Source organism: Kitasatospora sp. NPDC091257, assembly GCF_044757675.1.
GTDB lineage: Bacteria > Actinomycetota > Actinomycetes > Streptomycetales > Streptomycetaceae > Kitasatospora > Kitasatospora lactacystinica.
In genome coordinates this window covers 1-1,216 of the sequence record NZ_JBIVVI010001783.1, presented here as the reverse complement: position 1 = coordinate 1,216, position 1,216 = coordinate 1, and the positions used below count along the sequence as shown (strand labels likewise).

Sequence of the window (1,216 nt, the reverse complement as noted above, 5' to 3'; positions counted from 1 at the left end):
CCCCCGGACCGGAGCTTCCGACCGGGGCTCGGGGCCGGTGTGCTCCGGCCGCCCGGGACAAGGAGTACCGTCAGGGCTGCCGAACAGGACGCAGAAGCCGCCGAGAGTGACGGGGATCGGACACCATGGACCTCTCCACCGCCGATCCGGACAGTGTGCTGGACGTCCTCGACCGCCGCCTGGTGTGCGCCCTCCAGGTGGACGGACGGGCCGAGCCCGGCCGGATCGCCGAGGTCCTGGGCGTGTCCGCGCGGACGGTCACCCGCCGGCTGGGCCGGATGCGGCAGGCCGGGGTGCTGCGGGTGGTCCGGCTGCCGGACGTCGAGGACGCGGCCGTGGGCGCGCTGCTGCTGCGGGTCCGGGTGCTGAGCGGCCGGGTGGACGCCATCGCCCAGGCCCTTGCCGACCGCCCCGACGTCCCGTTCGTCGACGTGATGCTCGGCGGCCACGAGGTCGGCGCCGTGATGCTCACCGACGCCGGTTCCCGCGACCGGCTGCTGTACGGGCAGCTGCCCGCGACCGGCGCCGTCACCGAGACCACCACCCACGCGGTGCTGCACGCCTTCGCCGACGCCGGGCAGTGGCAGGCCGGGCACCTGACCGAGGAGGAGGCCGAGGCGCTCGCCCGGCCCGCCGTCCCGCGCCCCGCCGCACCCCCGCCGCTGGACGGCCTCGACCGCGCGCTGCTGGAGCGGCTGGGCGAGGACGCCCGGCAGTCCCACGCCGTGCTGGCCGCGGCCGTCGGCGCGCCCGAGTCCACGGTGCGCCGCCGGCTGCACCGGCTCGACGGGGCGGGGCTGCTGCGCACCCACGCCACCGTGGATCCGCGGCTGCTCGGCATGGCCGTGGACGCCAACCTCTGGCTGGACGTGCCGCCCGGCCGGATCGCCGAGGTCGGGGCGGCGCTGGCCCGTCACCCGCAGGTGCACGGGGTGTTCGCCACCAGCGGTCCGGCCAACCTGCTGGCCACGGTGTTCTGCCCGGACCACGGCGAGCTGTACCGCTTCCTCACCGACGCCCTCGGCCCGCTCGGCGTCGCCCGCGCCGAGACCACCATCACCGCCCGCGCGGTGAAGCGGGCGGGCGTGCTGCTCCGGCAGCCGCCCCGGAGGCCGTAGGGCGTGTCTGACAATTCCCGCCGGGCACCCGACGGCCGTTACCCGCGGGGTAATCGACGCCCGCCGCCGCACCGGGCAGGGTGGTGGCACCCGGTGAG

1 protein-coding gene is annotated in these 1,216 nt (G+C 77.1%); it reads left to right on the top strand.

The window, feature by feature from the left end:
* Positions 1 to 125: 125 nt before the first annotated feature.
* Positions 126 to 1,118 (top strand): Lrp/AsnC family transcriptional regulator, encoded by a 993-nt coding sequence (locus tag ACIQOV_RS42010; protein ID WP_401056487.1) that lies wholly within the window; start codon positions 126 to 128, stop codon positions 1,116 to 1,118.
* The last annotated feature ends 98 nt before the right edge of the window (positions 1,119 to 1,216 follow it).

What these genes read in the sequence shown, in the direction of transcription:
- ACIQOV_RS42010 (WP_401056487.1), top strand. Translation starts at nt 126, where the DNA reads ATGGACCTCTCCACCGCCGATCCGGACAGTGTGCTGGACGTCCTCGAC.